Origin of the sequence: Paenimyroides tangerinum (assembly GCF_003865405.1) — a bacterium.
Lineage (GTDB): Bacteria > Bacteroidota > Bacteroidia > Flavobacteriales > Flavobacteriaceae > Flavobacterium > Flavobacterium tangerinum.
The window spans coordinates 172634-197016 of record NZ_RQVQ01000001.1 but is presented as its reverse complement, the minus strand read 5'-3'; the positions used below and the strand labels follow the sequence as shown (position 1 = coordinate 197016).

Sequence of the window (24383 nt, the reverse complement as noted above, 5' to 3'; positions counted from 1 at the left end):
TAAATTTGAACATCTAAATTCCAGTCAGTTAGCTTTGTATTAATAATCGAATTCAGGTTCATAACTAAAAAGCATTTCATTTTATTGTAATAGATTGATTTGTAAATAAAAAAAAACCTCAGAAAATCAATTTTGAAATTCTGAGGTTTTGATATTTTAAGTAAAAAAAAATATTATTTCGCGTTTATCTTTGTGTTAAACGTTTTTGAAACATCGATTTTCATTCCAACAGCAAAAACGCTTTGGTCTTTTACATTTAAAGCATTTCGACCAAATGATAATCTTTGCTCGGCATAAACTTGTATAAATTTTAAAGGTTGGTAATTCAATCCGAAAATGACATCATTTACTTTGAAATTCGAACTCACTGGAATTTGATTATTTTCTGTTTCTATATTTTTTCTATCTGGAATATATAAGTTGTAACCTCCGTGAACTGAAAAATCTTTAAATTGATAGTTCGCAAAAAACTCAAAACCTTTGGCGTCAAAAACCACAGTCGGATTTATCAAATCATTGTTTGAATTAAAGTAGGCGCCTTGAGAAAAATCACCGTTTTTTTCAACAGCTCCTAAAATACTCAAAGTTAATTTCTCGCCAAGATATTTAATTCCAGCCGAATAATAAGTTGGTTGACCATCTAATCCAATAATTCGATGTTGATTGATTAATTGATTACTTAAAAAAGCTCGATTAAACGAAGCTCCAATAAAAATTTCCTTTACGATTTGGTATTGAGCTGAAAATCCAAAACCATCAATAAAATGATTGTTATCTCCACCGCGAACTTGAGCTTGTGCGCCAAGATAAAAATCACCAAATTGATTGCGATAAATTACAGATTGATTTGCGCGTCCTGTTCCGGACGTACCGCCATCAGTTCCGCCAATATAAGTTGCAGAAGCTCTGCCTCCAAAAATTGTAAATTGGTCGGTATATGAAGCAACATCGTAATAAACACTCCATTGTTTTCCGAAAGTTAACGTTCCGTATTTTTCGAAATCAAAACCGATATAACCAATTCTGTTTGTAAATGCCTGATTATTTTTTACTGTAGTAACATCTAAAAAATCATTGTTTTCATTTCCATCAACATTAAAGCTCGCACCGCCCTGAAAAAGACTAAGGTGTAATTCCGTTGCAGCCAGAAATGTTAGATTCCCTTTTTTAATTCCAATCTTTGCTCCAACACGTGAAACATTTTCTTGTAAAGCGATTTCATTGTCGTAAACAGCCAAATGTCCACGGAAACTTGCATAAGGTCTGAAACTAATTTCAAGTGAATCGTTATCTGTTTGTGCTTGTATTGATTGAACTGTTGTTGTTAAAAATAAACTGATTAATAGAAATTTGATTTTTTTCATAGCTTTTTCTAAATAAATCTGAGTTTTTGTATAAAAAAAGTTGTTTTTAAATCTGAGAATAATTACAGTTTAAAAACAACTTTAGTTAGATTATATTCCTAAGAAAGTAAATGGCTTACTGTCTTTAAACAAGGCAGAAGTTTCTCCAGAATACGTTTCGTTATGACTAACGCTTAATTTTTTTACTTTTCCTTTTTTACCGAAATCAATTTTATTTAAATCAACCCAAAATGTATTTGGTGTTTTTACAGTTTCAAAGAAATACATTAAGTTTTTCTGATCAGCAACCGATCTCCAACGTGTAGAAGAAATATTTGGTTCTGCTTCTGAAGATATTCCATAAGGTACCGAACAGTTTCTAATTACGCTGAATACACTTGCGATTGAAGTTCTTGTATCTGCTTCTTGTGGAATTGCTTTGATATAATATGAAGCTCTTGCAAAACGGTCAGCAGCACGGTTTGTTCCTGGTAGCATTTCGGTTCCAGGAATTCCTTCCCAATATTTATTAATAGCTAATTGGTCATTAAAAATTGGAGAATTCGTCATAACTGTATAGGTTTGGTTATGATGAATATTTAGTTTTCCATTAACATATTCAAAAATAGCATTGTCTCCAGAAGCATCCGAAATAGATAAGTGTAATGTAGCATATTTTTGCGTTCCTGGTAGATAATCAGAAACCACTACAAATTCATCTTTTTCAAAAGCTTTAACCGCTTCATCAACAGTAGCAAAATTATCTAAAACATATTGAGCCCAAGCAGAAATGGTTAATCCTGGTTTTGAACCATTCGGATTGAATTTTGGATATTCCGTTTCAACTAGCCAAAGAATATTTGCAACTAAACCTTTTTCATTGATTCCATCAGTTGTAGCAATATCCCAAGCACTCGTAATTACGCTTCCATATTTAGAACTCCAAGTTAAAGAATTCGGACCAACATTTCCAGAACGTTCCATATTACGAGGAAAAATCCATAAGTTAGCATCAATTTCGTCTTTCCAATCCATCGACCTTGCGGTAATAATGGTGTTGTTTGCTCCTTTATAGACAACTCGTGTACATGCATCTGCTTCTTGGATATTTCCAAATAAAAATGTCGCAGTTAAAAGCATTGTCGCTTTGTATAAAAATCCTTTTTTCATATTTTTTAAGTTAGAAATTCTATGTAAAATTAGTCAAAAATGATTGTTAATCCTATTTTTTTGGTTTGTTTACTGGAAAAAATGCTGTTTACTTTGTTTAAAATTCATTTTTTGACGATTTAAAATATTCAGTTAATATTCTGATATAATTGTTTTATTTCGATTATTAATATTTTTATATGAATTCTTTTTTTAATTTTTTTTAAACACTAGTTTATGTTTCTGTTAAGATGATTGAATTCATTGTTTTTGTCGTATTTTTTCTAATCCTCTTATAAAATATACAATATTTAAAAAAGAACGTTTTTTTTTGAAAAGTAGATAATTATTATGTCTTATATTTTGTTTTTATAATTTTTTATCTTATTTTATAGCTAAATTGTATTTTTTTATTGTTTTGTTGTGATGGATTTAGTAATTTTAAGAAAAATAATTTTTTAAAAAATCTAAATTATGGCAACACACAAAGTAAACAAGGAATTGGCCGAAAGTGTATATGATTTATATACACAAAATGACTCCAAAACTTCTTTAAAAAAGTTTGCGATTTCTGAAACTTCTAATGATCCTGAATTAATCAAAGATTTGATTCTTGATGAATTGTTGTTAGATGGAAATGCTAAGCAGAATTTATCGACTTTTTGTCAAACATACACAGATAATGCAACCAGAGAAATTATGGATCAATGCATTGTGAAGAATATGATTGATAAAGATGAATATCCACAAACTGCTGAAATCGAATCGCGATGTGTACATATTTTGGCTGATTTATGGAATTCTCCTGCAAGTGCAACTACTTTAGGTTGTTCAACTACAGGTTCTAGTGAGGCTGCGATGTTGGGTGGTTTAGCGATGAAGTGGAATTGGAGAAAAAAACGTCAAGCTGAAGGTAAATCTACAGACAAACCAAACATTATTACTGGTCCAGTTCAGGTTTGTTGGGAAAAATTTGCACGTTATTTCGATGTAGAAATTCGTCAAATTCCAATGGAACACGGTCGTTTATTAATGAACGCTGAAGAAGTTTTAAAACGAGTAGATGAAAATACGATTGGAGTTGTACCAACTTTAGGAGTTACATTTACTCTACAATATGAAAATGTAAAAGAAATCAATGATGCTTTAGATAAACTACAAGCTGAAACTGGTTTAGATATTCCAATTCACGTTGACGGAGCAAGTGGTGGTTTCTTAGCGCCATTCATCCAAAAGGATTTAGAATGGGATTTTAGATTGCCAAGAGTAAAATCAATCAATACATCGGGGCACAAATTTGGATTATCTCCAATTGGTGTGGGATGGATTATTTGGAGAGAAGAAAAAGATTTACCAGAAGAATTAATCTTCAACGTAAATTATTTAGGAGGAGAAATGCCGACTTTCGCATTAAATTTCTCTCGTCCAGGTGGACAAGTAATTGCTCAATATTTTAACTTCTTACGTCACGGTCGTGAAGGTTACGAAAGAATTCAACAAACTTGTGCTGATCACGGTCAATATATCGCAAAAGAAATTGAAAAAATTGGATTATTCGATATTCTTTATGATGGAGTAGGTGGGATCCCAGGTGCTTGTTGGATGTTGAAAAAAGATGTAAATCCAGGTTTCTCTTTATATGATTTAACAGACAAATTACGTTCTCGTGGATGGCAAGTTGCATCCTATTCTTTACCGACAGATTGTCAAGATATGGTGATTCAACGTGTATTAATTCGTCACGGTTTTAGCCATGATATGGCAGATTTATTATTAACTGACTTGAAAACTTGTATAGAATACTTTAAAAACCATCCGGTTGCAATAGCTATGACAGAAGCAGAAGCGGGTAATTTTAAACACTAATCTAACTCATAAAATTATTTATGGCTGATTCAAACCAAAATAATTCTGATAACGGAAATTCTACTCCAAAAGTGAGTAGAATGACCGTTATGCAATTAATCTTAATGACCACTGCTGCGGTAATGAGTTTACGCGGAGTTCCACTAATGTCTCAAGTGGAATTGACGATGTTTGTTTATATGGCATTCGCCGCTGTGTTTTTTTTGATCCCTGCAGCATTAGTAAGTGCGGAACTAGGTACTACTTTTGCTGATCAAGGCGGTGGTGTTTATACTTGGGTAAAAGAAGCATATAACAAACGTGTTGGTTTTGTTGCTGTTTTTATGCAATGGATTCAGAATATCGTTTGGTATCCGATTACCATAACTTTTGGTTCAGCTGCGATTTTTTATATTATCGGAATGCCAGAATTAGCAAGTAACGGTAAGTATATTGGAGGAGCTACAATTATTATTTATTGGATTTCTACTTGGATTTCGTTAAAAGCTCCGACTAAAATCCCAAAACTTTCGAGTGTTGGTTTTATTTGGGGGACAATGGTGCCGTTGGTTATTTTAATTGGTTTGGCTATTTATTGGATGATTGATAAAAATCCGATTGCTTACGATGCCATTCCTGCAGCACAAACCGAAATTGCACAAACCATAAACGGAATTACAACGCCTCGTTTTATTCCTCATCTTACAAGTATAGGAAGTATTGTTTTCCTTTCTACCATTATCTTATTATTTTCTGGTATCGAAGCTCTTGCTGTACATGCTAACGAATTAGATAAGCCAAAAACTCAATATCCAAAAGCTATTTTTATTGCTTCATTTTTGTGCTTTGTGGTTTTAGGTGTTGGTGCTTATGCGGTTTCTGTGATTCTTCCATACGATAAAATCGAATTAGATTCTGGAGTAATGGACGCCTTCCAAATGGGATTTGCTCGTTATGATTTAAGTTGGTTAACCAATGTTATGGCTGTTTTAGTTGTAATTGGTTGTGCAGCGAGTGTTATTGCGTGGATTTCTGGTCCAAGTAAATCTTTACTTTATACTGCAAAGGATAATGAATTACCTAAGTTTATGGCAGTTGTAGATAAAAATGGTGTTCAGATTAATATCATTTTATTGCAAGGTGTAATCGTGACGATTCTATGTTCTCTTTATTTCTTTATGGAGAATGTTAACGTAGCTTTTTTCTTGTTGAGTTCATTAAACGCAACACTTTATTTAGTAATGTACGTTTTAATGTATTTAGCAGGGATTCGATTAAGAAAAACACAACCTGATTTACCGCGTCCTTTTAAAGTGCCTGGTGGTAAAAACGGAATGATGCTTTTTGGTGGAGTTGGTTTTGTAGCCGTAGTTTTTGCTTTAATTCTATGTTTTATACCGCCTTCGGAATTGCCGATAAGTAGTCCAACTTTTTATACAGTATTTTTAATAGTAGGAACTTTAGTGTTTTTACTAATTCCAATATTGATAAGTAAATATATGAAACGTTACGACGTTAAAAAATAATTTTCATTAACCCAAAACAAAGAAAATAATGAAAGACACAACTAAACATTTTGACAAAGTATTGAATGCGTCGAAGTTTTACAATAATGTAGACCATCAACCAGATGCAAATAAAGACGTAATCCACAATGGTCCAGAGCGATCTATGCCTTACGCAAATCAAAATGGTAATTACCAACGTAATAGACCTGTTTTAAATAAATCTTTTGATAATAGTAAATTCTATATCATCGGAAGTGGTATTGCGGGTTTGTCAACGGCTTATTATTTAATTCGTGATGGACAAGTTCCTGGAAAAAACATTACTTTCATTGAGCAATTGCATATTGAAGGTGGTTCTATGGACGGTTCTGGTAACGCAGAAGATGGTTACTTAATTCGTGGTGGGCGTGAAATGGATATGACTTATGAGAATTTCTGGGATTTATTCCAAGATATTCCTGCGGTTGAACTTCCACATCCTTACAGTGTTTTAGATGAATACCGTTTATTAAATGATAATGATTCTAACTATTCTAAATCTCGTTTAATCAGTAACAAAGGTGTTGTTGAAGATTTTAGTAAATTGGGATTAAACAAAAAAGACCAATTAGCTTTGGTTAAATTATTATTGAAAAACAAAGAAGAATTAGACGATTTAACAATCGATGATTACTTCAGTGATACATTCAAAGCTAGTAACTTCTGGACGTTCTGGCGTACGATGTTTGCGTTTGAACAATGGCATTCATTGTTAGAATTCAAATTGTATATGCACCGTTTCTTACACGATTTAGATGGTTTAAACGATTTATCTGCCTTAGTATTCCCAAAATACAATCAGTTCGATACATTCATCAAACCATTGCGTAATTTCTTAGTTAGTAAAGGAGTTCAAATTCAATTAAATACTTTAGTTGATGATATGAATATTGAAATCGCTGCTGACGGAACTAAAGTTGTAAAATCAATTGAAACTGTTCAAGACGGGAAAGATGCTCAAATTGTAATCGGAGCAGAAGATTATGTAATCGTGACTACAGGTTCGATGACAGAAGATTCAGCTTACGGAAACAACACGGAAGCACCAATCCAAAAAATCGATAACGCTACAAGTGGAAATTCTGCTGGTTGGAAATTATGGAAAAACTTAGCTGCGAAATCAGAAGTGTTTGGTCGTCCAGAAAAATTCTGTGGTGATATCGAAAAATCTTCTTGGATGTCAGCTACTTTAACTTGTAAACCTTCAGCTTTTGTTGAGAAATTGAAAGGATATTCGGTTAACGATCCATATTCTGGAAAAACAGTTACTGGTGGTATTATCACAATTACGGATTCTAATTGGTTAATGAGTTTTACATGTAATCGCCAACCACATTATCCAACGCAACCAGATGATATTTTGGTAATTTGGGTTTATGCTTTATTTATGGATAAAGATGGTAACTATGTGAAGAAAGCAATGCCAGAATGTACTGGTAATGATATCTTAGCTGAGTTATGTTACCATTTAGGCATCGAAGATCAGTTGGATAATGTAATCGAAAATACAAAAGTTCGTACAGCGTTTATGCCATACATTACTTCGATGTTTATGCCACGTGCTAAAGGAGATCGTCCTGCTGTTGTACCAGAAGGATGTACTAACTTAGGTTTAGTAGGTCAGTTTGTTGAAACGAATAACGACGTTGTATTTACAATGGAAAGTTCGGTTCGTACAGCTCGTGTTGCGGTATATTCATTATTGAACTTGAACAAACAAGTACCTGATGTTTATCCATCTCAATACGATATTCGTCATTTATTGAAAGCAACTAAAGCTTTAAATGATGGAGAATCATTCGTAGGAGAAGGATTACTTCGTAAAATTATGAAAGGAACATATTACGAGCACATCATTCCTGGAAATGCAATTGACGAAAATGAAGAGAAAAAAGAGACCTTCATTCAAGAACAAATGCATAAATTCCACGATTGGATGGATCATGTAAGAGGGAAATTGAATAAATAATTTTCTTTTATAGAAATCAAAATACCGTAAACTATTTGTTTGCGGTATTTTTTTTGAAATATTAACTTACAAGTTGTTTAAATTCATATCTTTAATTATCAGTTATTAAAGTTGATTGGAATTTGTTTTTAAGTTATTGATGCTAAGCTTATATGAAATTTTAAAAAAAACTCCAAACGAACCGATGATGTAGTTGTGAACAATAAACAATGAATTATGCGATATATATTAATCTGTTTTCTACTCAGTTTTTGTATTCATCAACAGATGTTTGCACAAAATACAAATGAACCTTTAGTGAATGAAAATATGCATAATACAGAAAAAAAAGTTGAATTAACGAAAGCAGATTTTGAAACTATTGTAAAATTTGTTTTAGACCAAGGACAGACCAGAACGTATTGTAATAAGTATAATAATAATCCATATTTTTCAATAAATGGATTTAATATTTATCTAGATCCGATACATCAATCTATTTCTTTTATTAAAAACGAGAATTTAGCTGAAAGAAAAGTTTCTGATAACGATGTAATTGTCATTGAAGATGAAAAATCTACTAGGAGGTATCGGGAAATTCAACTAAAAAACGATGAAGTAATATTTTATGACTTAGCTAGTACTGCCCCTTATATGGAAGTAATATTTGAAACAATAAATGAGAATAAATAATTGATAATAAAATTAGTATATGTCAACAGGTAAGATAATCGGAATTGTAGTTTTTGTAGTAATCGTATTATTTGCATTGTTTCTTTTTCAAACCATAAAAACAAAATCTACTAGCCTTAATAACTTTGTTCCTTATAAAGAATTGATAGGCAAAACAGTGGTGTTAAACAATGATGTAATTCTTTATAAGTATAAAAATTCTGCTGAAGTGTTTCATAGTAATTATCCTTATTTTTTAATAGACAGCAAAGATCCTGACTGGATATCTATTCCTAATTTTGTAGAAATTAACGAAATTGAAACAATATTTGAAATTCCCAAAGGAGCTTCTCTTAAAATAGAAAAAGCAATTCAATATACAAATGGAGTTTCTGGTACAAGTTCGCCATTCGTGTTTGGAACGATTACTAGTGATGGCATTGATTATAAAGTTGGCTATCAATGGGGTGAACAAAGTATGAGTAAAAATTTTGATAACATTCCAGAATCTTGGTATTTTTATCAAGCACCTTGGCAAAATGAATTAGATACAAGTTTTTATTATTTGCCAAAAGCTAAAATTTGGTAATGCCAATTTTTTTTGAATGTTTTCTCTTAAAAGTCTTTAAATCTAAGGGTGAAAAAAATGCCTTCTAAAGTGTAGAAAGCATTTTTAATAGAAAATAATGAGTTTATTTCAAAAGTATTGAAACTTCGTCTGTATTTGATTTGAACTGTTCGAAAGTGAATTTTTGATAATTTAAGCTATCGTATAAACGAACGTGCATTTCACCTCTAGATAAATCCGTTAATACAACCCAAAGTGTGAATTCTGTCATATATTTAGCTGGAGTTCCATCTTCTTTAGCAGGAGCAGCTAATTCTTTAGTGATGTTTTTTGGACGGTCAAAGTTGTTCATTACGTGACCTAATTCTGCAAGTTGAACATCTGGATTATCTACTCGGTTTGCAAATGCTGAATAATAAACTGCTTTTACAAAACGTCCAACTGAAGTTGCAGAAGATGGTAAAACACTTGTTGCAATTCCGCTATCTGGTTGTCTTAATTTCACGTCGCCAACTTGACCTACAACTGTTTCAATATTAGTCATATGTGAATAGTTGTTTAAGTTTTCGATATGCCAAGGGAATTCAGGACCGTTTGTCATAACTCCTGTTGGATTATCATAAACGATTAATGCACCATTTTTAACTTCAATTACTACACTACCGCCAGTTTTGTCATAAACTGCAAAATGGAAAGGTGTTTTTAATCCACCCAACATTTGTAAAGATTCTGACCAAAAATTAACGCCTTGCGTAATTCCTGCTTTTAATTCTTCAACAGTAGCAAAAACAGCTAAAATATATTCTCCAAAAGAGGCAAAAGGAACTGAATTTGGATATTGGTCAGGAGTTAAATCTTTTAATGGCGGAGCAGGCATCATATTCAAACTGAAAGCCAATCCAGCATCGTTGAAACCTTCCATTGCACATTTTGGATCAAATGCACTAATCGGAGTTGTAACAGCCATTACCGCATATTTAGCGGTGTATTGTAAACCTTTACTTTGATCTGGAGCTAAATGTTGGAAAACATAACCTTTTGGATAATAGGTTAAACTTGACAAACCTTCTCCAAAAGTTAATTCCATTCCTCTTCCGTGATACACATTGTTGTTTTTATCTTTTACGATCAATGTGGTACAAGCAAATGGAGCAACTCCGTTTTCTCCTTTGTATTGAAGTTCTTCAAATGATTTAAATGCTACGTTATTTGTAGAATTTGACTCAATAGATTTGTTTAAGTTTCTTTCTTTTTCCATTTTAAATATTGTATTTGTCAGGTTTGTAATCTTTATAAAATTACAAATAAAAATCGTTTTTTTATTTTTTATTTAGACAAATGTTATTTTTATTAAAAATTTCGATTAGATAAATAATCTACTAAATCTATATAAATTATTTTTTTTATCTAATTTTTTGAGCTGTATATTTGTAAATCAAATAATAAATATGATTTTTTTCAAAAAAATTAAATTGAAGGCGAATAGTTTTTTTAAAATTTTTGCGGTGACTGTTGGAGGTTTTGCTGTTTTACTTTATGTTTTACCTTATTTTTTTAAAGATACCATTTCGAAAAGTGTAATTGAATTGGCTGAAGATTATATTAAGTCAGATGTTAAGTTTGATAACATTAATCTTTCTTTTTATACCCATTTTCCAAATCTTACTGTGAGTTTAGATAATACTGTAATTAGTGGATCTGAACATTTTCCTCAGCAAAATCTAATCAAAGCTAACGAAATTTCGTTAGGAATCGATTTGTTTAGTTTGTTTGGTGATAAAATCACATTTAATCAGTTATATCTTTCTGATGCAGAAATTTCAATTAAGACAGATTCTTTAGGGAATTCAAATTTTGATATTTTTATTTCTGATGATGAGGCTCCTAAAGAAGATTCTTCGGTAAATTTAAATTTCGAAAGGATAAACATAAACAAAACGAATCTTGTATATGAAGATTTGAAATCTAGAATCTTGTTTAAGGCTTCAAATTTCAATTATAAAGGCTCAGTAAGTTTTATTGAAAATAAAATTGATTTAGCTGCTAAAACTAAAATTCATGAAGTTTTCTTTGCCTTCGATGAGTCAATTTATATCGATAAAAAAAGCTTGAATGCTGAAGTTGATACGCAAATTGATTTAGAAAATTTAAGTCTTAAATTCAATAAGAATAAATTCGTTTTGGCTAAATTTCCTTTTGAAGTTCATGGTGGAATTAAATTACCTAATAATGAAATTGATTTCGATTTAAAAATCTCATCTCAAAACAATCAATTGTCCGATTTGCTTTCGCTTGTTCCGGTTCATTTTCAACAATGGTATGAAAATACAAAAATTGAAGGGAATTCAACATTCGATTTTTCATTAAAAGGAAAAATGAATGAATCTTTGAACTTGAAACCGGATTTGAAACTTATACTTCAAGTTTCAAATGGTTTGATAAATTATAACAACGGACAATTTCCTTTAAAAAATCTAAATTTAAAGTCATTTATTAATATTCCAGGTTTGAATCCTGAAAATTTAGAAGTTAATATTTCAGATTTTAATTTTGATTTAAATCAGGGATTTGTAAAAGGAAATCTAGATTTTAAAGCGCCAACAACTATAAAATCGAAAATTGAGACAAAATTAGATTTAGCTATTTTACAAAAAGCTATCGGATTGTCTGCTTTTGATATCAAAGGTTTATTAGAAATAAACGCAGATATTGATGGTGCTTATCTTCATGAATCTAGAAAAGTCGGAATTAGAAATAACGAACAAATATTTATTTCTTCTGTTCCAAAAACAAATATGATTGCTAAATTATCAAACGGATATTTTAAAATGAAAGAACTTCCGATGGCAATCGAGCAAATTTACGCAGATTTTGAAATTAAAAATTTGGATGGAGTTTTTGAAAATACTGCTATTTTGGTGAATCAAATAAAAGCAAAAGCATCTAATAATTTCATAGATGGATACGCTAAAATTTATAATTTACGAGACTATCAATTAGAGACTAATTTAAAAGCAAATTTAAATTTAGCGAATATTACTTCTATTTTTCCAGTTGAGTCTTTCAAAGTAAAAGGTGATTTAAAAATTGATTTTAAAGCTAATGGAACTTATGAACCGAAAAAGAACATTTTTCCGATTAGTAATTCACATCTGAAATTAGATAATGGATACCTTAAATATACCGATATTCCAGAGTTACCAATTGAAGATATTGATATTGAAATGAATGTAAGTTCTGCTAAAGGGTCGATTAATGATTTGAAAATTGAAGTACTACCGATTTCGTTTAAGTTAGCTGGAGAGAAATTTAAATTGGATGCTGATTTGTATAATTTTAATAATCTTACCTATAAGATTAATTCGCAAGGTACTTTAGATTTAAATAAAATTTATCGTGTTTTTGCCATTGAAGGTTACAATGTAAACGGAATGATTAAGGCGAATTTAAACATTTTTGGAAAAGGTACTTCTTCAGACAATTCAACAGTCAGAAATAGAGGTTTTATTGATTTAAAAAATATTTTTTTAGATTCAGATTTGTTTCCTAATAGTTTTATTATCCAAAATGGAAAATTGAAATTTCAACGAGAGAAAATTCTTTTAGATAATATAAATGCCAAATACGCATCAAATTCTTTTAAAATAGGAGGAGAAGTTTCTAATTATATGAATTTTGTTTTTAATGATGCTGCCGTGCTTAACGGAAATGTTACTGTAGAAGCAAAAAAACTTATGCTAGATGAATTGATGGCTTTTAATAATACAACTTCAAATAATACAGTTGTGAATGCTTCTAAAGGTAATCCAAGTGGTGTGATTATGATTCCTTCTAATTTTGCTTTAAACGCTAATGCTAATCAAGTGTTTTTTAAAGGAATTGAATTGGCTAATTTTAAAGGAAATCTTTCTGTGAATAAAGGAAAAGTTAATCTAAATGAAACTAATTTTGATTTGATCGGAAGTAAGTTTTCAATGTCCGGGTCTTATCAGCCTATTTCACCAAGAATGGCTAATTTTGATTACACGATTAAAGCAAACGATTTTGATATTCAAAAAGCCTACAAAGAAATTACAATTTTTAGAGAATTAGCTTCTGCAGCAGAAAACGTTTATGGAGTTGTTTCTTTAGATTATTCATTGTCTGGTATTTTAGATGCTGATATGATGCCTAAGTTAAAAACGGTAAAAGGGCAAGGAATTTTAACGCTAGAAGATATTCAATTTAAAGGATTTAAGTTGTTTAATGCTGTTTCAGAAAAAACGTCTTTTGAGTCTTTACATGATGCAAAAGCCTCTAGAGTAGAAGTGAAAACATCAATTAAAAACAATGTGATGACTATTGAACCTACCAAGTTTAGAATTTCAGGATTTAGACCTCGAATTCAAGGTCAGATTACGTTAGACGGACGAATGAATCTTGGCTTTAGATTAGGTTTACCTCCTTTCGGTGTTATTGGTATTCCGATGATAATTACTGGAAATTCAGATAATATGAAAATTAAACTAGGTAAACAAGAAGAAGTACCTTTGGAAGAAACAGATGAAGAATATGAAGATTATCGAAAAACATTGGAACCAATGGAAATGAAGGAGTATTAATAAAAAAATGCTTTCAGTTTATTAGACTGAAAGCATTTTTTATTTCCACTGTATCGATTCCATAATTCGACGAATATCATCTTTTATGTAAGCTGCTGCTGGGTAAATCGAATCGTAATTTGGTTTAGCATAAAAGTATAAAGAACCAACTACAAAGTTTTTAACGCTATCGGTTGCATAAAATTGAACGTTTGTTGCAGCATCTCCTTCAACTTCATAGAACATTCCATAAACTTTATTGTCGGGGTTTACAAAAGGTTGTTCAATGATTCCATCAGCTTTTATGGTATGGTCATAAGTTAGTTTTTGTGCATCTTTTAAAAGCTTATTTAAATCGCCATTTACAGGTTTGTAATTCATATAAATGGTTGCTTTTAATTTAGGATAATTGATTTTAAAAGCACAGTTTTTCTCTTGTTCAACAATGCTCAATTCGTTTTTTTGAAAAGAAAAAGCACAAGTTTCATCAAAGTTTTTATAAACCGGATTTGGATATTCTAATCGTAATAAACTATCAGGTTTTGGTTTTGCTTCTTTGGTACAGCTTGTTAAAAATAAAGCCGAAGTAAAAAGTAAAAAAGCTATTTTAGTTATTTGTTTCATTGGTTTGTATTGTAACTTTAATTTGTTGCAATCTACGTTTATTCACTTGAATGATGGTAAAATTACAGTTTGCAAATGAAATAACATCATTTACCTTCGGAAAAATTTCTGTTTGTTCTAAAATAAATCCAGCCAATGATTCGGCTTCTTTTCTTTCGGATTCGAATTCATCTTCATCCACAGGTACAATTCTATAAAAATCTTTCATCGAAATTTTTCCATCAAATAAATAATTTTCAGAATCTATTTTGGTGAACATTTTTTCATCTTCATCGAATTCATCGGTGATTTCACCAACAATTTCTTCAAGAATATCTTCTAAACTTATGATTCCAGCGGTTTCACCAAACTCATCCACAACAACAGCTAAGTGGTTTTTCTGTGTTTGAAAATCTTTAAGTAAATCATCAAGTTTTTTGTTTTCTGGAATAAAATAAGCTTCGCGAAGCAATGTTTTCCAATTGAAAAACTTCTTGTTTAAATGCGGAATCAAATCTTTAATAAATAAAACACCTGCAATTTCGTCAATATTATCATTGTAAACAGGAATTCTTGAATAACCATTTTCAATAATTTTTGGAAGAACTTCACTTAAACTTTCATTCGTACTTAAAGCAAAAATGTCAATTCTTGGTGTCATAACTTGAGAAACTTCGGTTAATCCAAACGATGCGATTCCTTCTAATATTTTTTGTTCTTCTTCTGAAGTTTCGCTGTAATCAGTCATTTCTAAAGCCTGAGAAAGTTGTTCAACAGTAAACGAATCATCGTTTTTAGAAAATTTATTTGCTATGTATTGACTGATTTTTTGAAGTGGAAATGCAATCGGAAATAAAATTAAATCTAACGTATAAATTGTTTTTACACTTGATTTTATAAAACGATTTACATTTCTATAGGCATACATTCTTGGAAAAATTTCTCCGAAAAATACAATTCCAATGAAAAGTATTATGAATGTAATTAAATAAGAAAATGTTGTTGTTAAGTGTAAATCAAAATAATGAAATTTGATTTCGATAACACTGAAAATGAAAAGTATTTTAAAAATTACCGAACTTAAATTCAATGTAGCTTGAAGTTTTGCAGGACGTTCTAATAGTTTTTGATACAAGTCAGCTTGTTTCGGATAATTTTCATTTAAGTTTTCAAACTTTTGTTTTGAAGTTGAAAAATAAGCAACTTCTGTACTTGAAATTAAGGCAATCAAAGCCAATATTAGTAAAGCGAAAATTACTAATGGAATAATGTAAATGGAGTTTTCTAAAAATAATCTGGCGGGTTCTGGGTCCAATTTTATTGATTTAAGTTAAACATTAAAAGGGTAAATTATCTAAATTTTCCATTTCAGATATTTTAGGGATTTCAAAATCGGCTAATTTATCTTCAACGGTGTGTTTTAAACTTTTGTTTTTACCATCTATATCTTTTTTTGTATTCAAAAAGATGAATTCCGTTACTTGAATTTCAGTTGTATGTTTAGTAATTCCTTCTTCGGTTTGCCATTGACGCGTTCTGATTTTTCCTTCAATGTAGATTTTATCACCTTTAGAAAGATATTTCTCACATAATTCTGCAGCTTTATTTCGTACAACTAAATTGTGCCATTCGGTTGAAGTAATTTTTTCGTTTGTAGTTTTATTAATATAAACCTCGTTTGTTGCAATAGAAAAGCGTGCAATAGAATTTCCGCCTTCAAAATAGTGCATTTTAACTTCGTCGCCTAAATGTCCAATTAATGTAACTTTGTTTAAAGTACCGTGCATAATTATATGTTATGATTCAAATATAAAAAATGATTTTTAGATTTCATAGTGCGATTTTATAAAATTCGAAAGCACTATAGGAAATGCAAATGTATTTAAATCTTCGATAGAAATTTTATTTTCGTTTGAAATCTCATCAACTTCCAATTCCCAAAAATTGATGTGTAATTTCTGATGTGATAATTTATGAATAATTTCAGTTTGATTCAGTTTTATTATGTTTTGAAATGATTCGTTAATCAATGATTTGATGTTTTTTAAATCGACACTTTCCGATGTTTCGATCAGTGGAAATTGAAATAAATTTTGCCAAATCCCTTTTTCTACACGTTGTTCAATTATCGTGAAATCTGATTTATCTTTATAGATAATAAAATTAAAATAGCGATTACTAACTTTTGTTTTTCCTAATTTAACTGGTAATTCTGTTGTTTTCTGATTTCGAAAAGCAAAACAATTCTCTTGAAAAACGCAATTCAAACAATCTGGATTTTTTGGAGTACATTGAGTTGCTCCGAAATCCATTATCGCCTGGTTGAACAAATCTGGATTGATTTTACAAATTAATTCATTGGCTAAATCTTGAAAAACATTGCGAGTTTTGGATGTTGAGATGTCATCAAATATTCCAAAATAACGAGAAATCACACGAAAAACATTTCCGTCCACAACTGCAACTTGTTCTTTATAAGCGAATGACGCAATTGCAGCCGCTGTGTAAGGACCAATTCCTTTTAATTTTATGATTTCATCGTATTGTTTTGGGAAAATTCCGTTTAAATTTGCACTTATAAATTTAGCTGTTGCGTGTAAATTTCGTGCTCTAGAATAGTAGCCGAGTCCTTGCCAAAGTTTCAAAACTTCATCTTCAGTCGCATTAGCTAAATCGTTAATCGAAGGGAAATTTGAAGTAAAAGATTCAAAATAAGGAAGTCCTTGGTTTACTCGAGTTTGTTGTAATATGATTTCAGACAACCAAATATGGTATGGATTTGTGGTGTTTCGCCAAGGTAATTCACGTTTGTTTTTAAGGTACCAATCGATTAAAATTGTAGAGAAGCTCATGAGATTTATATGTGTTTGCAAAAATAAAAGAATTATATATTTAAATTTTAATCCGTTATGGTTGAAAAATGGAATTTTAATTAATATATTTGCACTCTCGAAAAAACGGACAACAAATTAATTTATAAAGGAAATGACTAAAGCAGACATTGTAGCTAAGATTTCAGAGAAATTAGGGCTTGAGAAAGGTGATGTGCAAGCAACAGTGGAAACTTTTATGGAAGAAGTGAAAACTTCTCTTGAAAGTGGTGATAATGTGTATTTAAGAGGTTTCGGTAGTTTTATTATCAAAACTAGAGCTGAAAAAACAGGTAGAAACATATCGAAAAATACAACAATCAAGATTCCAGCTCACAATATACCAGCGTTTAAGCCAGCTAAAGTGTTTGTTGAAGGTGTCAAATCAAACACAGAAGTAAAAAATTAAATAAGTATTAACTCAAAACTACACGATTATGCCAAGTGGTAAAAAAAGAAAAAGACATAAGGTAGCGACTCACAAACGTAAAAAGAGAGCGAGAGCTAACCGTCACAAAAAGAAAAAGTAGTTTTAAACTACTTTTTTCTTTTTTTTAGATTGTTCTTTGAAAACAATTTCTTTAAACAGAAAATGCCTTATTCTGTAAGGGTTTAGAGAAATTAATGGGTAATAATACCTGTAATTAATGTTTAATCCATCTGTACAAAAGGTTCTTCCTGTGTATTTTTAGTTCAAATAAAGTTTGAATTTTAAAACATATCAAGACAAATATGTATGGATAAAAATGTACCGTGTGAACAAAGAATTGATTATTAGATCTGGTTCAAATACAGTAGATTTTGCCTTGTTAAAAGATGGAAAATTAATTGAATTACATAGAGATAGGGAAGATGAAAAAGGTTTTCAAGTAGGTGATATTTTTATCGCTAAAATTAGAAAACCCGTTCCAGGATTGAATGCAGCATTTGTAAATGTTGGATTTGATAAAGATGCTTTTTTGCATTATCATGACTTGGGACCAAACTTAGCAACTCTCTTAAAATTCACAAAACTTGTAAGCGCAGGTAAATTAAAAGATTTCACTCTTAAAAACTTTCCTTTTGAGCCAGAAATTGATAAAGATGGTGCCATAACCGATGTGTTAAGTGCTAATCAATCAGTTTTAGTTCAAATAGTTAAAGAGCCAATTTCAACTAAAGGTCCTCGAATAAGTTCTGAACTTTCTATCGCTGGACGTTATTTGGTTTTAGTTCCGTTTTCTGATCGCGTTTCAATTTCTCAAAAAATTGATTCAAAAGAAGAAAAAGATCGACTAAAAAAATTAGTTCTTGCTGTTAAACCAAAAGGATTTGGGGTTATTGTGAGAACAGTGGCCGAAGGCAAAAATGTAGCCGAATTAGAAAAAGACTTACAATCATTATTAGACAAATGGTCTAATATGTGTACTCGATTAACTACAGCAATGCATCCGTCAAAAGTTTTAGGTGAAGTAAATAGAGCATCTTCTATATTAAGAGATGTCTTTAATGATACTTTTACCGGAATTCATATAGATGATGAAGAGTTGTATTATCAAACTAAGGACTATTTGCAAGAAATAGCTCCTTCTAAAATTTCTATTGTTAAACATTATCAATCAAAAGAGGTTCCTCTTTTTGAAAAGTATAACATCGAACGTCAAATTAAAACTTCTTTCGGGAAAACGGTTTCTATGAGCAAAGGAGCTTACTTAATCATAGAACATACCGAGGCGTTACATGTTATTGATGTAAATAGTGGAAATCGTTCAAACAAAGCTCAAAATCAAGAGGATACAGCTCTTGAGGTTAATTTAATCGCAGCTGCCGAAATTGCTAGACAATTGAGATTACGCGATATGGGAGGAATTATTGTAGTAGATTTTATTGATATGGGTAATCCAGAAAATAGAAAAGTACTTTACGACTTCCTTAAAGAAGAAATGAGCGATGATAAAGCGAAGCATAAAATCTTGCCTCCTAGCAAATTTGGATTGATTCAAATTACTAGACAAAGAGTTAGACCTGAAGTTTCTATCAAAACAAGAGAAGAAGATCCGAATAATGAAAACGGTGAAATTGAAGCTCCAATCTTAGTTATTGACAAAATATCAGCTGACCTAGAAAGAATTATCAAAGATCAATCAAAATTGGTCTTGAATGCGCATCCATTCGTGGCTGCCTACCTTACAAAAGGTTTTCCATCAATACGTTCAAAATGGCTTTTTGAACATAAAAAATGGGTGAAAATTGTACCTCGTGACGCTTACACGTATTTAGAATATCATTTCTTCGATAAAGAAGGAAATGAAATTGACTAACAAAAAACCACATAGAAATATGTGGTTTTTTTGTTTTGTTAATATTAATTAAAATATTATATTTATTTGAATAACAAACGATATCGAAAATTTATGAAAAAAATTACATTTTGTGTTTTAATACTTTTTGCTTTTACAAGTGTTGTTCAGGCTCAAAGTTTTAGTGTAGGACCAAAAGTTGGTGCTAACTTTTCTAGTTTAACTGGTGTAAAAGACGGAAAATCTAAAACAGGTTATTATTTTGGAGCTTTTGCAGAAGTTGGATTCGGAAAATTATCTATTCAACCAGAGGTTTTATATACGGCTCAAGGAGGTAAAGTTGAAGGAGTAGAAATTAATAACAGTTATGTTTCTGTTCCAATTATGTTTAAGTATAAATTAATAGCTGGTCTTTCTGCTGAATTAGGTCCTAAATTTGATTTTCTTACAAAATCAGATACGAAATTTTTAAACACAAAATTTGACACCAAAGATTCATATCAATCGTTTAATTTTGGTTTAGGTATCGGATTATCTTATAAATTACCTTTAGGAATTAATGTTGATGCACGTTACAATTTTGGTTTGTCTAAATTGGGTAAAAATACTTCTATCGATGGAATTCCATCATCTGGGACAAATTCTAAAAATGATGTTTTCCAAATTGGAGTTGGATACAGATTTTTATAAAAATGCAAAAAGGAAATTTCAATCACGAAATTTCCTTTTTTTATCTCTTTTTCTGAAAGAATTCTTTCATTATGGCTGAACATTCGGCTTCTAAAACACCTGTTATAATTTCTGTTTTTGGATGTAATTTCCCACCCATTTCTGTATAACCACGTTTGTTATCGCTTGCACCATAAACGATTTTCGAAACCTGACTCCAATATAATGCACCTGCACACATTTGGCAAGGTTCAACTGTGATGTAAATTGTACAATTTTTTAAATATTTTCCACCAATTGAATTTGCTGCAGATGAAATTGCTTGTATTTCTGCGTGCGCCGTTACATCAGTTAATGTTTCAGTTAGGTTATGTGTTTTTGCAATAATGCGATTATTCGCCACAACAACTGCTCCAATTGGTATTTCTCCATTTTCAAATGCAAATTTTGCTTCACTTAAAGCTATTCGCATATAATATTCATCTGTAAATATATCGTCCATAATTGATTTTATCACATCAAAAATAAAACATTATCGTAAATTTGTTCTTTATTTAAATAAAAATGAACAACATTTTATCTCAAATTAATTATCCAGCAGATTTAAAGAAACTTACTTTGAATCAATTACCTCAATTAGCTTCGGAAATGCGAAAGTTTATTATTGATGTAGTTGCTACAAAAGAAGGGCATTTAGGCGCAAGTTTAGGAGTTGTTGAACTTACAATTGCTTTGCATTATGTGTTTAATACGCCTAATGATAAATTGATTTGGGACGTTGGGCATCAGGCTTATGGACATAAAATCTTAACGGGTAGAAAAGATGTTTTTTATACGAATCGACAATTAAACGGAATCAGTGGTTTTCCAAAAATCGATGAAAGCGAATATGACGCTTTTGGTGTTGGACATTCTTCAACTTCGATTTCGGCAATTTTAGGAATGGCTTTGGCTGCTCAATTAAAAGGCGATTCAGACAGAAAGCATATTGCTGTAATCGGTGATGCTTCTATTGCAGCAGGAATGGCATTTGAAGGTTTAAATCACGCTGGCGATACAAATGCTAACGTTTTGATTATTTTGAACGACAATGCAATTGGAATTGATCCGAGTGTTGGTGCTTTGAAAAGTTATTTAACCGAAGTGAAAGAAGGAAGAAATCCGAAGGCAAATAATATGATTCAGGCTTTAAATTTTGAATATTCTGGACCAATTGACGGACACGATTTACCTTTGGTAATTGCAGAATTAAAACGTTTAAAAAAGAAAACGGGACCTCAATTTTTACATATTGTTACAACAAAAGGAAAAGGGCTGAAGCAAGCTGAAGAAAATCAGATTGTATATCACGCTCCTGGCAAATTTAATAAAGAAACCGGAGATTTATTTCCGAAAATTGAAGATAACTTACCACCTAAATATCAAGATGTTTTCGGTTTAACTTTATTAGAATTGGCTCGTAAGAATGATAAAATTGTTGGAATTACTCCAGCAATGCCAACAGGAAGTTCGTTAAAATATATGATGGAAGTTTTTCCCGAACGTGCTATAGATGTTGGGATTGCTGAGCAGCACGCAGTTACTTTGGCTGCAGGAATGGCTCTTGATGGTTTGACAGTTTTTTGTACTATTTATTCAACATTTTTGCAACGTGCTTACGACCAAATTATCCACGATGTTGCTTTGCAAAATATTCCTGTAATTTTTTGTGTTGACCGTGCTGGTTTGGTTGGAGAAGATGGAGCAACACATCAAGGAGTTTTTGATATTGCTTTTTTGAATGCGATTCCAAATCTTCAAATTTTATCTCCAAAAGATGCAATTGAACTTAGAAATACTTTATTCACTTTGCAACTTGATAATAAAAATCCGACAGTTGTTCGTTATCCAAAAGGTAGAAGTAATCAACTAAATTGGCAATTACCTTTTGAAAGCCTAGATTTTAATAAAGTCGAAAATATTAGAAAAGGAAATACGATTGCAGTTTTTACTACTGGAACTATTTATGAAACAGTTCTAAATTGTATTGAAAAATTACCAAATAAAGAATTATTTTCGGTGTTTCATTTTATTCAAATAAAACCGTTTAACAAAGATTATATTTCAGATATTATAAAAAATCATAAAGAAATAATCGTAGTTGAAGAAGGTTCGATTATTGGTGGATTTGGAAGTGTTGTTTCTCAATATGTAACAGAATTGCATCCGAATGTAAAAGTTACTTGTTTGGGTGTACCTGATGTTTTTATTGAACACGCAACGGTTTTAGAACAACAAGAAATTTGTGGTTTTAGTGAAAATAAATTAATCGATTTTTTTTCGAAATATTAGTTATGAAACAATTAAAAAAAATATTTTTCCTGTTTATATTATTATTTAAACTAAGTATTTTAAATGCTCAAGTAAGTAATGATAGTATATCGGAAATAGCAATACAAGATTTTTATCGTTATAATTTTAGTTCATTTGATTCGATTAAGCGAGTAGGTGATGTTGTTTATTTAGCACCCGTTTTTGTTGAAGAAAAAATTATTGTTCAGGAATCTTCCGAAGTAAAAACCAAAAATCCAGATGTTAAGAAAGTTGTGCTTTCAAGTTTTGAAGTTGCAAAACGTAGGCGAAAAACCGAGATTTCTTATTTCTTAATTCCTGATGATTTTGAAATGATATACAATCGAAAACCTACATCAGAATACGTAATTCCTTTTGATGGATTGTCTCAAGTTAAAACATCGCAATCGTATTGGACTAAAAAAAATATTGTTGGATTAGATTTCAATCAAGGTGCCTTTTCAAATTGGAATGCTGGTGGTTATAATTCAATTTCGGGTATTGTTAAAGGCGATTTTTTTAGAAAATATGAGAAAGGAAGAATTATTTGGAATAGCGATTTAAAAGTTCGTTATGGTTTAAATAAACAAGATAATCAAGAAGTTAGAAAAACAGATGACGTATTTGCGTTAAACTCTACTTTTGGTTATCGAACTTCAGTGAAATCGAGTTGGTATCATTCTGCAAAATTGACTTTAAATACACAAATGGCGAATGGATACTCTTATCCAAATACAAAAAATCCAATTTCTAGTATTTTTGCGCCAGCTTATTTATTTGTCGGGATTGGAGCTGAATATAAACCTCAAAATAAAGACTTTAGCGTTTATATTTCACCAGCGACTTTAAAATCTACCTTTGTATTGAATGATAGTTTAGCAAATGTTGGTGCATTTGGGTTGCCAGGAGGAAGATTTGATGAAAATGGAACATTACTTCGTGCCGGAAAAAAATCTCGTAGTGAATTCGGTTTTTTAATTACCAATCAATATAAGAAAACCATTGCAAAAAACGTTATCTTAGATCACAAGATTTCGATTTATACCGATTATTTAAATAGATTTGGAAATGTCGATATCGATTGGCAATTGCAGTTAGAAATGACTGTTAATAATTTTATTAAAGCAACCATCGGAACACATTTGATTTATGATGATGACATCAAAGCGAAAAAAGAAGTTGATGGTGTTCAAGTCATAACTGGTCCACGTTTGCAGTTTAAACAATTACTCGGTGTGGGTTTAACTTATACTTTTTGATGATGAAATTTTATTTATTTATATTATTATTTTTTTCTACTATTGGATTTGCTCAAGTTCAAGATTCAATTCCTGCAATTGAGCGTACCGTTGACGTAGATGATCCAAAATATCGTGAAGATCAAATTTATTTTGGAATTACACATAGTATTTTGACAAATAAACCTGATGGATACAAGCCCAATTCATTTTCAACTGGGATTTCTTTTGGTTTTCTTCGTGACTTTCCTGTAAATAAGCGGAGAAATGTAGCGATTGCTCCTGGTGTTGGAATTGCTTTTTATAACTTAAGAAATAATCTTTCTGTTTCAGAAGATGGATTGTCTTATTATGTAGATTCTAATTACAATAAAAATGTTCAAAATTTGACTTATCTGGAAATTCCAATAGAGTTTAGATGGCGTACTTCAACAATGGAATCACATAAATTTTGGAGAATTTATGCTGGAGTAAAGTATAGCTATTTGCTTAGAGATGTTTCTAAATACGATGGGCCTTTTGGAAAATATGATGTAAAATCAAATCCAGATTACAATAAAAATATTATAGGAGCTTACATTTCTGCAGGTTTTAATACTTGGAATATTTATGCTTATTACGGCTTTAATCCAATTTTCAAAAAGGATGTTTTCGTTGATAAGAAAAGCTTAAATTTCTTTAACGTTGGATTGATGTTTTATATTTTATAAAAAAAACCTGTTTGAATTCAAACAGGTTTTT

General features: G+C 30.8%; 20 protein-coding genes. 12 read left to right on the top strand and 8 right to left on the bottom strand.

Features of this window, described 5'->3' with window-relative positions:
• Positions 1-173: 173 nt before the first annotated feature.
• Both EG240_RS00850 and EG240_RS00845 read right to left on the bottom strand, forming a co-directional pair.
• Positions 174-1364, bottom strand: coding sequence for a porin (locus tag EG240_RS00850; RefSeq protein WP_125016437.1), 1191 nt, complete (start codon positions 1362-1364; stop codon positions 174-176).
• A gap of 90 nt (positions 1365-1454) precedes the next feature.
• Positions 1455-2483 carry a linear amide C-N hydrolase gene (locus EG240_RS00845; RefSeq protein ID WP_397337229.1) on the bottom strand — a complete coding sequence of 343 codons (1029 nt, stop codon included), beginning with the start codon at positions 2481-2483 and terminating at the stop codon, positions 1455-1457.
• A gap of 483 nt (positions 2484-2966) precedes the next feature.
• On the opposite strand from EG240_RS00845, the gene EG240_RS00840 reads away from it, so the two are divergent.
• From EG240_RS00840 to EG240_RS00820, 5 genes are all read left to right on the top strand, one after another.
• The gene (locus EG240_RS00840) at positions 2967-4358 is read left to right on the top strand and encodes a glutamate decarboxylase (RefSeq protein WP_125016433.1); all 1392 of its coding nucleotides are present in this window, start codon (positions 2967-2969) and stop codon (positions 4356-4358) included.
• Positions 4359-4378: 20 nt separating this feature from the next.
• The gene (locus EG240_RS00835; RefSeq protein ID WP_203229278.1) at positions 4379-5863 is read left to right on the top strand and encodes an amino acid permease; all 1485 of its coding nucleotides are present in this window, start codon (positions 4379-4381) and stop codon (positions 5861-5863) included.
• A 28-nt stretch (positions 5864-5891) separates the two neighbouring features.
• Entirely contained in the window at positions 5892-7853 is a 1962-nt protein-coding gene (locus EG240_RS00830) for an oleate hydratase (protein ID WP_125016431.1), read from the top strand.
• Between the two features lie 267 nt (positions 7854-8120).
• Complete coding sequence (locus EG240_RS00825; protein WP_125016428.1) at positions 8121-8525, top strand: hypothetical protein; 405 nt, start codon at positions 8121-8123, stop codon at positions 8523-8525.
• Positions 8526-8544: 19 nt separating this feature from the next.
• Positions 8545-9093: a hypothetical protein gene (locus EG240_RS00820; RefSeq protein WP_125016426.1), complete on the top strand. Its 549-nt coding sequence runs from the start codon at positions 8545-8547 to the stop codon at positions 9091-9093.
• 103 nt (positions 9094-9196) lie between these two features.
• Here EG240_RS00820 and EG240_RS00815 read toward each other — a convergent pair whose 3' ends face one another.
• Positions 9197-10330, bottom strand: a complete 1134-nt coding sequence (locus EG240_RS00815) for a linear amide C-N hydrolase (RefSeq protein WP_125016424.1) — start codon at positions 10328-10330, stop codon at positions 9197-9199.
• A gap of 214 nt (positions 10331-10544) precedes the next feature.
• Here EG240_RS00815 and EG240_RS00810 point away from each other — a divergent pair, with 214 nt between their 5' ends.
• Entirely contained in the window at positions 10545-13673 is a 3129-nt protein-coding gene (locus EG240_RS00810) for an AsmA family protein (protein ID WP_158611971.1), read from the top strand.
• 39 nt (positions 13674-13712) lie between these two features.
• On the opposite strand, the gene gldD is transcribed toward EG240_RS00810, so the two are convergent.
• The 4 genes from gldD to mutY are packed head-to-tail and all read right to left on the bottom strand — an operon-like array spanning position 13713 to position 17107.
• A complete protein-coding gene (gene gldD / locus EG240_RS00805; RefSeq protein ID WP_125016420.1) occupies positions 13713-14276 on the bottom strand; it encodes a gliding motility lipoprotein GldD in 564 nt (187 codons plus the stop codon).
• Positions 14260-15570 carry a gliding motility-associated protein GldE gene (gene gldE, locus EG240_RS00800; protein WP_125016418.1) on the bottom strand — a complete coding sequence of 437 codons (1311 nt, stop codon included), beginning with the start codon at positions 15568-15570 and terminating at the stop codon, positions 14260-14262. The genes gldD and gldE overlap by 17 nt, the downstream gene beginning before the upstream one ends.
• A 22-nt stretch (positions 15571-15592) precedes the next feature.
• Entirely contained in the window at positions 15593-16042 is a 450-nt protein-coding gene (locus EG240_RS00795; protein WP_125016416.1) for a single-stranded DNA-binding protein, read from the bottom strand.
• Positions 16043-16078: 36 nt separating this feature from the next.
• On the bottom strand, positions 16079-17107 hold the full coding sequence (mutY, locus tag EG240_RS00790) for an A/G-specific adenine glycosylase (RefSeq protein ID WP_125016414.1): 1029 nt from the start codon (positions 17105-17107) through the stop codon (positions 16079-16081).
• A gap of 133 nt (positions 17108-17240) precedes the next feature.
• Between mutY and EG240_RS00785 the strand changes: the two genes are divergently transcribed.
• The 3 genes from EG240_RS00785 (at position 17241) to EG240_RS00775 (ending at position 20094) form a co-directional block, all read left to right on the top strand.
• Positions 17241-17534, top strand: a complete 294-nt coding sequence (locus EG240_RS00785; protein ID WP_125016412.1) for an HU family DNA-binding protein — start codon at positions 17241-17243, stop codon at positions 17532-17534.
• Positions 17535-17880: 346 nt separating this feature from the next.
• Positions 17881-19425 (top strand): Rne/Rng family ribonuclease, encoded by a 1545-nt coding sequence (locus EG240_RS00780; RefSeq protein ID WP_125016449.1) that lies wholly within the window; start codon positions 17881-17883, stop codon positions 19423-19425.
• 93 nt (positions 19426-19518) lie between these two features.
• Complete coding sequence (locus EG240_RS00775; RefSeq protein WP_125016410.1) at positions 19519-20094, top strand: porin family protein; 576 nt, start codon at positions 19519-19521, stop codon at positions 20092-20094.
• 40 nt (positions 20095-20134) lie between these two features.
• Here EG240_RS00775 and EG240_RS00770 read toward each other — a convergent pair whose 3' ends face one another.
• On the bottom strand, positions 20135-20575 hold the full coding sequence (locus EG240_RS00770; protein ID WP_125016408.1) for a nucleoside deaminase: 441 nt from the start codon (positions 20573-20575) through the stop codon (positions 20135-20137).
• A 62-nt stretch (positions 20576-20637) separates the two neighbouring features.
• Here EG240_RS00770 and EG240_RS00765 point away from each other — a divergent pair, with 62 nt between their 5' ends.
• The 3 genes from EG240_RS00765 to EG240_RS00755 are packed head-to-tail and all read left to right on the top strand — an operon-like array spanning position 20638 to position 24352.
• The gene (locus EG240_RS00765; RefSeq protein WP_125016406.1) at positions 20638-22404 is read left to right on the top strand and encodes a 1-deoxy-D-xylulose-5-phosphate synthase; all 1767 of its coding nucleotides are present in this window, start codon (positions 20638-20640) and stop codon (positions 22402-22404) included.
• 2 nt (positions 22405-22406) lie between these two features.
• Complete coding sequence (locus tag EG240_RS00760; protein WP_125016404.1) at positions 22407-23663, top strand: DUF3078 domain-containing protein; 1257 nt, start codon at positions 22407-22409, stop codon at positions 23661-23663.
• Positions 23663-24352 (top strand): porin family protein, encoded by a 690-nt coding sequence (locus EG240_RS00755; RefSeq protein WP_125016402.1) that lies wholly within the window; start codon positions 23663-23665, stop codon positions 24350-24352. Before EG240_RS00760 ends, EG240_RS00755 begins: the two co-directional genes overlap by 1 nt.
• Positions 24353-24383: the final 31 nt, after the last annotated feature.

Coding starts and splice junctions, on each gene's coding strand:
- EG240_RS00815 (WP_125016424.1), bottom strand. CDS start 10,330: ATGGAAAAAGAAAGAAACTTAAACAAATCTATTGAGTCAAATTCTACA.
- gldD (WP_125016420.1), bottom strand. CDS start 14,276: ATGAAACAAATAACTAAAATAGCTTTTTTACTTTTTACTTCGGCTTTA.
- EG240_RS00770 (WP_125016408.1), bottom strand. CDS start 20,575: ATGGACGATATATTTACAGATGAATATTATATGCGAATAGCTTTAAGT.
- EG240_RS00795 (WP_125016416.1), bottom strand. CDS start 16,042: ATGCACGGTACTTTAAACAAAGTTACATTAATTGGACATTTAGGCGAC.
- EG240_RS00820 (WP_125016426.1), top strand. CDS start 8,545: ATGTCAACAGGTAAGATAATCGGAATTGTAGTTTTTGTAGTAATCGTA.
- EG240_RS00835 (WP_203229278.1), top strand. CDS start 4,379: ATGGCTGATTCAAACCAAAATAATTCTGATAACGGAAATTCTACTCCA.
- EG240_RS00830 (WP_125016431.1), top strand. CDS start 5,892: ATGAAAGACACAACTAAACATTTTGACAAAGTATTGAATGCGTCGAAG.
- EG240_RS00760 (WP_125016404.1), top strand. CDS start 22,407: ATGAAACAATTAAAAAAAATATTTTTCCTGTTTATATTATTATTTAAA.
- EG240_RS00785 (WP_125016412.1), top strand. CDS start 17,241: ATGACTAAAGCAGACATTGTAGCTAAGATTTCAGAGAAATTAGGGCTT.
- EG240_RS00850 (WP_125016437.1), bottom strand. CDS start 1,364: ATGAAAAAAATCAAATTTCTATTAATCAGTTTATTTTTAACAACAACA.
- EG240_RS00845 (WP_397337229.1), bottom strand. CDS start 2,483: ATGCTTTTAACTGCGACATTTTTATTTGGAAATATCCAAGAAGCAGAT.
- EG240_RS00840 (WP_125016433.1), top strand. CDS start 2,967: ATGGCAACACACAAAGTAAACAAGGAATTGGCCGAAAGTGTATATGAT.
- EG240_RS00775 (WP_125016410.1), top strand. CDS start 19,519: ATGAAAAAAATTACATTTTGTGTTTTAATACTTTTTGCTTTTACAAGT.
- EG240_RS00825 (WP_125016428.1), top strand. CDS start 8,121: ATGTTTGCACAAAATACAAATGAACCTTTAGTGAATGAAAATATGCAT.
- mutY (WP_125016414.1), bottom strand. CDS start 17,107: ATGAGCTTCTCTACAATTTTAATCGATTGGTACCTTAAAAACAAACGT.
- EG240_RS00755 (WP_125016402.1), top strand. CDS start 23,663: ATGATGAAATTTTATTTATTTATATTATTATTTTTTTCTACTATTGGA.
- EG240_RS00765 (WP_125016406.1), top strand. CDS start 20,638: ATGAACAACATTTTATCTCAAATTAATTATCCAGCAGATTTAAAGAAA.